Annotated in this window: 5 protein-coding genes; 2 read left to right on the top strand and 3 right to left on the bottom strand. The window is 68.5% G+C overall.

The genetic code is table 11. The features are described from left to right. Positions 1-112 precede the first annotated feature (112 nt). Positions 113-1,045, top strand: coding sequence for a LysR family transcriptional regulator (locus tag RR928_RS22515; RefSeq protein ID WP_332549682.1), 933 nt, complete (start codon positions 113-115; stop codon positions 1,043-1,045). On the opposite strand, the gene RR928_RS22520 is transcribed toward RR928_RS22515, so the two are convergent. Then, a complete protein-coding gene (locus RR928_RS22520) occupies positions 1,030-2,193 on the bottom strand; it encodes an alpha-hydroxy acid oxidase (protein WP_332539931.1) in 1,164 nt (387 codons plus the stop codon). The genes RR928_RS22515 and RR928_RS22520 overlap by 16 nt on opposite strands. Positions 2,194-2,203: 10 nt before the next feature. Then, the gene (locus RR928_RS22525) at positions 2,204-3,202 is read right to left on the bottom strand and encodes a Bug family tripartite tricarboxylate transporter substrate binding protein (RefSeq protein ID WP_332539932.1); all 999 of its coding nucleotides are present in this window, start codon (positions 3,200-3,202) and stop codon (positions 2,204-2,206) included. Positions 3,203-3,431: 229 nt separating this feature from the next. Between RR928_RS22525 and RR928_RS22530 the strand changes: the two genes are divergently transcribed. Then, a complete protein-coding gene (locus tag RR928_RS22530) occupies positions 3,432-5,120 on the top strand; it encodes a thiamine pyrophosphate-binding protein (RefSeq protein WP_332539933.1) in 1,689 nt (562 codons plus the stop codon). Between the two features lie 21 nt (positions 5,121-5,141). Here the strand turns inward: RR928_RS22530 and RR928_RS22535 are convergent, their stop codons facing one another. Then, a complete protein-coding gene (locus tag RR928_RS22535; RefSeq protein ID WP_332539935.1) occupies positions 5,142-6,620 on the bottom strand; it encodes an NAD-dependent succinate-semialdehyde dehydrogenase in 1,479 nt (492 codons plus the stop codon). Between the last annotated feature and the right edge of the window lie 129 nt (positions 6,621-6,749).

Raw genomic sequence — 6,749 nt, forward strand, 5'->3', positions numbered from 1 at the left:
GCCGTGGGGCTGTGGTTCAGCCTGGTGCGCTCGCGCTGAGCTTGCGGGGCGCGGCGCAAAAATTGCCGGCGCAAGCGCATGAAGTCCGGCGCGCCGTCGGTATATTCAGCGCATGGACCTTGGCGCGCTCGAATACTTCCACATCGTTGCCCAGAGCGGCAGCATCTCGCGGGCGGCAGCGGCGCTGGGCATGGAGCCGTCGACGCTGACCCGCCATATCGGCCGCCTCGAGGACGAGGCCGGCGTCAAGCTGTTTCACCGCAGCGGCCGCGGCATGGTGCCCACGGAGGCCGGCGCGCTGCTGCTGATGGAGGCGCGCAAGGTGGTCGATGCGCTGCAGCACACGCGCCGCGTCGCGGCGGACCTGGCTGCCGAGGGCCCGGCGCAGATCGTCGTCGCGGCCATGCCGACCATTGCCCAGGTGACCTTCGGCGCGCTGGGCCATGCGCTCAAGGCGCGCTTTCCGCGCGCGCGCCTGCGATTTGTCGAAGGCATGGGTCACCAGCTGGTCGACTGGCTGCAGGAAGGCAAGATCGACGTTGCGCTGCTCTATGTGCCCACCCAGTCGCGCATCGTCGACCACGATCTGCTGCTGCAGGAGCCGCTGTGCTGCGTGCTGCCGCCGGGCTGGCGGCGGCCGGCCGACCCGCTGCCTATTGACCAACTGCTGGACCTTCCGCTGGTGTTGCCGACCACGCAGCACGGCCTGCGCGGCCTGGCCGAAACCTGGGCCCAGCGCCGTGGCCAGCGGTTGCAGGTGGCGATGGAGTGCGACGGCTCGACGTTCATGACGCGCCGCCTCGTGGCCGCGGGCCACGGCTGCACGCTGCTGCCGCTTGCGGCCGTGCAGGATGAAGTCGAGCGCGGCCAGCTGCAGGCCGTGCGCCTTGCCGGCGACGAGGCATTGCGCACCGTGGCCATCGCCACGGCGACGAACCGGCCGGCCGCGAGCGGTCTGTGGGATACCACCCAGGTCCTGCGCCAGGTGGTCGCCAGCCTGGTCAAGAAGGGGCAGTGGCCGGGCGTCACTCAGCCCTGCGCCTGAAGATCGCGCACCAGCGAAGCGTCAAGCTCGCCCAGCCGGTTGATGCCCAGCAAGGCCATGTTGCGCTGCACTTCTGTGCGCAGTATGCCGATCGCATGCCGCACACCCTCGGGCCCCGCAGCGGTTGCCGCATAGTTGAACGAGCGGCCGTTGAACACGCAGCGCGCGCCCAGCGCCAGCGCCTTGAGCACATCGCTGCCGCGCCGTATGCCGCTGTCCATCATCACCGTGAGACCGGGCGCGGCCTGCACGATTTCCGGCAGCACGCGCAGCGGTGAAATCGCGCCGTCCATCTGGCGGCCGCCATGGTTGGAGACAATGATGCCGTCGACGCCCAGGTTCTGGGCCTTCACCGCGTCCTGCCAGCGCAGAATGCCTTTGACCACCAGCGGCCCTTTCCACAGCTCGCGCATCACGCCCAGGTGGGACCAGTCGAGGTGATCGCGCGCCTGGAAGTCGCGCTCGGCGCGCGCCGCCAGAATCGGCGCACCGCGCTCGGCGCGCCAGTTCTCGAAATGCGGCATGCCGTGGCGCGCCAGCGTCTTGAGAAACGTGCCGGCGAGCCAGCGTGGATGGCTGATGCCATCCCAGGCCAGGCGCAGACTGGGACGCAGCGGCGTGCTGAAGCCATTCTTGGCGTAGCGTTCGGGGTTGACCTGCACCGGCAGATCGACCGTCACCACCAGGGTCTCGAAGCCGGCCTTGGCGATGCGGCTGATCAGCGCCTCGACGCGCGCCGGCTCGCCCGGCATATAGGCCTGGAACCAGGTGCCGGGCGCGGCGGCGGCCACGGTTTCCATGGGAATCAGCGAAGCGCCGCTCATCACCGCGGGAATGCCCATCTCCTGCGCGGCCTGGGCCAGCACCAGATCGCCGCGATAGCACCACATGGCCGAGAGGCCGACCGGAGAGATGCCGAACGGCGACTGGTAGCTGCGGCCGAACAGCTCGATCTGCTGCGAGCGCCGGGCCACGCCTTCGAGCATGCGCGGCACGAACGCATAGCGCTCGAACGCCGCGCGATTGGCGCGCAGCGACGATTCGTCGTCCGCGCCGTTGTGGATGTAGCTGAACAGCTGGCGCGGCAGCTTGCGGCGCGCCAGCGCCTCGAAATCGGCCAAGGCGTGAATGTTCTTGAGTGCGCTCATAAAAGTGGCATCAGTCCAGTTTGACGTTGGCCTTGCGCGCCACTTCAGCCCATTTGCTGACTTCGCGCCGCTGCAGCGCGCGCAGCTCCTGCGGGCCCGCACCCGAAACATCCATGCCCAGCGCCGTGAGCTTTTCCTGCACGTCGGGCTTTTTCAGCGCGGCGGCCATGTTCTGGTAGAGCTTGTCGATGACCGGCCTGGGCGTGCCCGCCGGGGCAAACACCGCCTGCCAGGAAAGGACTTCGAAGCCGGCCAAGCCTTGCTGCGCCAGCGGCTTGACGTCGGGCAGCGAAGCCGATGCCTCCAGCGATGTCACGCCCAGCGCGCGCAGCCGGCCCGCGTTGACGAAAGGAACGCCTGCCGTGATGTTGTCGAACAGCAGGTCGATCTCGCCCGACATCAGCGCCTGCAGCGCGGGGCCCGAACCCTTGTACGGCACATGCGTCAGGTTGGCACCGGTTTCCAGCGCGAACAAGGCGCCGGTCAGGTGCTGCGACGAGCCCACGCCGGAAGAGCCGAAGTTGATGCTGCTGCCGGGCTTCTTGCCCGCAGTGATCACATCGTCGACCGTCTTCAACGGCCCGTTCGCGCGCACCAGCATGACGTTGGGCAGCGTGCCGCTCAGAATGACGGGCTCGAACGAGGCGATGGGATCGTAGCCGATGGACGGGTAGATGCTGACGTTGATCGCGTGCGAGCTGATGGTGCCGCCGACCAGCGTGTAGCCGTCGGGTTTGGCGCGCGCGGCCTTGGCCGAGCCCAGGCTGCCGCCGGTGCCGCCTATGTTTTCGACCACCACGGGTACTTTCAGCGACTGCGTCAGCGCCTGGCTGTACATGCGGCCCAGGATATCGGTGGCACCGCCCGGAGCGAACGGCACGATGTAGGTGATCGCACGCTCAGGCCAGGTGTCGGCGGCCAGGGCTTTTGCGAACGGCCAGGCTGCGGCTGCGGCTGCGGCTGCGGCCTGCAGCATGAGGGCGCGTCGACCCGGGATATGTCTTGTCATGTTCATGTCTCCTTTTTTTGCGCCGCGGCGAAGGCCGGCGATCGGCGTTGAACGTCATGGCATGCAGTCCTTGCGTTCAGGGGACATGCTAGGAAAACCGGGCCGGCACCAGCAATGCAATTTCGGCACGACTGCCCTGCGGAAATGGCGGTGCGCGCGGCCACTGCGGCTTCTAGACTTCGCGCCAGTCCGGGCCGGATTGCGGCCCCGCCACCACAGGAAATGCCCCATGCTCGAAGACTCCCCCGCCCGTATCGCTGATCCCGCCGCCTCGCGCACCGCAGGGCAGGTGCTGGTCGATTCCCTGCGCCTGCACCTTGTGGACCGCGTGTTCTGCGTGCCGGGCGAAAGCTACCTCGCCGTGCTCGACGCCTTGCATGATGTGCAGGACAGCATTCAATTGATCGTGACCAAGCACGAAGGCGGCGCGGCCAACATGGCCGAGGCCGACGGCAAGATGACCGGCCGCCCCGGCATCTGCATGGTGACGCGCGGGCCGGGCGCGACCCACGCCAGCATCGGCGTGCACATCGCCCAGCAGGATTCGACACCCATGATCCTGTTCGTCGGCCAGATCGCGCGCAGCCAGGTCGGCCGCGACGCATTCCAGGAAGTCGATTACCAGGCGATGTTCGGCGGCCTGGCCAAATGGGTGGTCGAAGTGACCGATGCCGCGCGCATGGGCGAGATCGTGGCCCGGGCCTTCCATACCGCGGTCTCGGGCCGGCCCGGGCCGGTCGTGGTGTCGCTGCCTGAGGACATGCTGGTCGAGTTGACCGACAAGCCGGCCTTTGCCTGCCGCGCGCTCGAGCCCACGCCGCCGTCGAGCGACGCGCTGGCGCGCGTGGCCCAGGCGCTGCAGGGGGCGCGCCAGCCGCTGGTGGTGGTCGGCGGCAGCGGCTGGACCGCGCAGGCGTCGCAGCAGCTGCAGCGCTTTGCCGCGGCCTGGAACCTGCCGGTCGCCTGCTCGTTCCGGCGCCAGGACGTGCTCGACAACCGCAGCGCCAACTACGTGGGCCATCTGGGCCTGGGAATGAACGCCGCGCTCAAGGAGGCGGTAAAAAACGCCGACGTGATTCTGGCCATAGGCACGCGGCTGGGCGATGTCTCCACGGATTCGTATTCCCTGCTCGAAGTGCCCGAGCCGCGCCAGCAGCTGATTCACATCCACCCCGATGCCAATGAGATCGGGCGTGTCTATCGGCCCCGCATGGGCCTGCAGGCCGACACTGCGAGCAGCATTGCCGCGCTGGCGGCGCTGGCCGCACCAGCGCGCCGCGCCTGGGATGAGTGGACGGCGCGCGCCAGGCAGGCGCATGAGGCCTTCAGCCTGCCGCCCGCGCGCGCGGCCGAAGCCAGCGGCGCCGATCTCGGCGCGGTGATTGCGCATGCGAGCGCCCAGCTGCCCGACGACGCCCTGGTGACCAACGGCGCCGGCAACTATTCCGTCTGGCTGCACCGCTTCTACCAATACCGCGGCGCGCGCACCGAGCTGGCGACGACCTGCGGCGCGATGGGCTATGGGGTCCCTGCCGCGGTGGCTGCGGCGCTGCGCCATCCCGGTCGCGAGGTGCTGTGCGTCGCCGGCGACGGCTGCTTTCTGATGTACCCGCAGGAACTCGCCACGGCCGCCGAGCATGGCGCGCGGCTGGTGGTCATCGTGGTCAACAACGGCATGTACGGCACCATACGCATGCACCAGGAGAAGCACTATCCGGGGCGCGTCAGCGGAACGCGCCTGGTCGGGCCCGACTATGTCGCGCTTGCCAGCGCCATGGGCGCCGCGCATGCCGAGCGCGTCGACACCACCGAAGCATTCCCCGGCGCGCTGGCGCGCGCGCGCCAGGCTGCGGGCTTTGCGCTGATCGAAGTCCTCACCGACCCGCGGCAGATCACGCCGGCGTTGCGCCTGGACTGAAGGCCGCGCGCGCCGCCGCTCTCATTTGTCGATGTCGCCCAGGCAGAGGTACTTGAGTTCGAGGTAGTCATCGATGCCGTGGCGCGAACCTTCGCGGCCCAGGCCCGACTGCTTGACGCCGCCGAATGGCACATGCTCGGAAGCGATGACGCCGGCATTGATGCCCACCATGCCGTACTCCAGCGCTTCGCCGACGCGGAAGATGCGGCCCACGTCGCGGCTGTAGAAGTAGCTCGCCAGGCCGAACTCGGTGTTGTTGGCGGCGTCAATGGCTTGCTGCTCGCTCGTGAAGCGGAACACCGGCGCGAACGGGCCGAAGGTCTCCTCGCGCGCGCACAGCATGTCGTCCGTGGCGTCGGCGACCACCGTGGGCTGGAAGAACTGGCCTTCAAGCCGGGCACCACCCGCGACCACGCGCGCGCCCTTGGCCAGCGCATCCTGAAGGTGACGCTGCACCTTGTCGACTGCAGCCGGCTCGATCAGCGGCCCCTGCACCACGCCGTCGTCGAAGCCATTGCCGACCTTCAAGGCCTGCACCCGGGCGGCGAACTTCTGCACGAATTCCTCATACACGCCGTCCTGTACATAGAACCGGTTGGCGCAGACGCAGGTCTGGCCCGCGTTGCGGAATTTGCTGGCGATGGCGCCGTCCACCGCGGAGTCGATGTCGGCGTCGTCGAAGACGATGAAGGGCGCATTGCCGCCCAGCTCCAGGCCCAGCTTCTTGATGCTGGGCGCGCTTTGCGCCATCAGGATGCGGCCCACTTCGGTCGAGCCCGTGAAGCTCAGGTGGCGCACGATGTCGCTGGAACACAGCAGCTTGCCGACGGCGATGCTGTTTTCGCTGTCGGCCGTGAGCACGTTCAGCACGCCCGCGGGAATGCCGGCGCGCAGTGCGAGTTCGGCCGCGGCCAGCGCCGTGAGCGGCGTCAGCTCGGCGGGCTTGATCACCACGGGGCAGCCCGCGGCCAGCGCCGGCGCGACCTTGCGCGTGATCATCGCCAGCGGGAAGTTCCAGGGCGTGATCGCCGCGCACACGCCCACGGGCTGCTTGAGCACCAGCAGGCGCCGGGTGTTGTCGAACTGCGGCAGGGTCTCGCCGTTGACGCGCTTGGCCTCTTCGGCAAACCACTCGACAAAGCTCGCGCCGTAGGCGACTTCGCCCTTGGCTTCCGCAAAGGGCTTGCCCTGTTCGGCCGTCATGATGCGCGCGAGGTCGTCGCTGTGCGCCATCAGCAGTTCGTACCACTTGAGCAAAATCGCATGGCGCTGCTTGGCGGTCTTGCCGCGCCACGCGGGCCAGGCGGCGTTCGCGGCGTCGAGCGCGACTTGCGCATTGGCTGCGCCCAGGTTCGGCACATCGGCGAGCTTGAGGCCGGTGGCGGGGTCGTTCACATCGAAACGCGTGTCGCCCTGGACCCACTGTCCGTCGATCAGCGCGTCGGTCTTGAGCAGGCTCGGGTCGTTGAGCAAGGCGAGAGGGGAAGTCTTCATGTCCATGGTGGGGTACTTTCTTATGCTGCGACTGCGGCATCCGCCGCGGCCGACACGGCTTCGCCCAGCGTCGCGAGCGCGGCGTCGAACTGGGCGTCGGGGATGGTCAGCGGGTAGAGGAAACGGATCACATTG

The organism is Comamonas sp. (genome assembly GCF_036666375.1).
GTDB lineage: Bacteria > Pseudomonadota > Gammaproteobacteria > Burkholderiales > Burkholderiaceae_C > Comamonas.

What these genes read in the sequence shown, in the direction of transcription:
- RR928_RS22515 (WP_332549682.1), top strand. Translation starts at nt 113, where the DNA reads ATGGACCTTGGCGCGCTCGAATACTTCCACATCGTTGCCCAGAGCGGC.
- RR928_RS22520 (WP_332539931.1), bottom strand. Translation starts at nt 2,193, where the DNA reads ATGAGCGCACTCAAGAACATTCACGCCTTGGCCGATTTCGAGGCGCTG.
- RR928_RS22525 (WP_332539932.1), bottom strand. Translation starts at nt 3,202, where the DNA reads ATGACAAGACATATCCCGGGTCGACGCGCCCTCATGCTGCAGGCCGCA.
- RR928_RS22530 (WP_332539933.1), top strand. Translation starts at nt 3,432, where the DNA reads ATGCTCGAAGACTCCCCCGCCCGTATCGCTGATCCCGCCGCCTCGCGC.
- RR928_RS22535 (WP_332539935.1), bottom strand. Translation starts at nt 6,620, where the DNA reads ATGGACATGAAGACTTCCCCTCTCGCCTTGCTCAACGACCCGAGCCTG.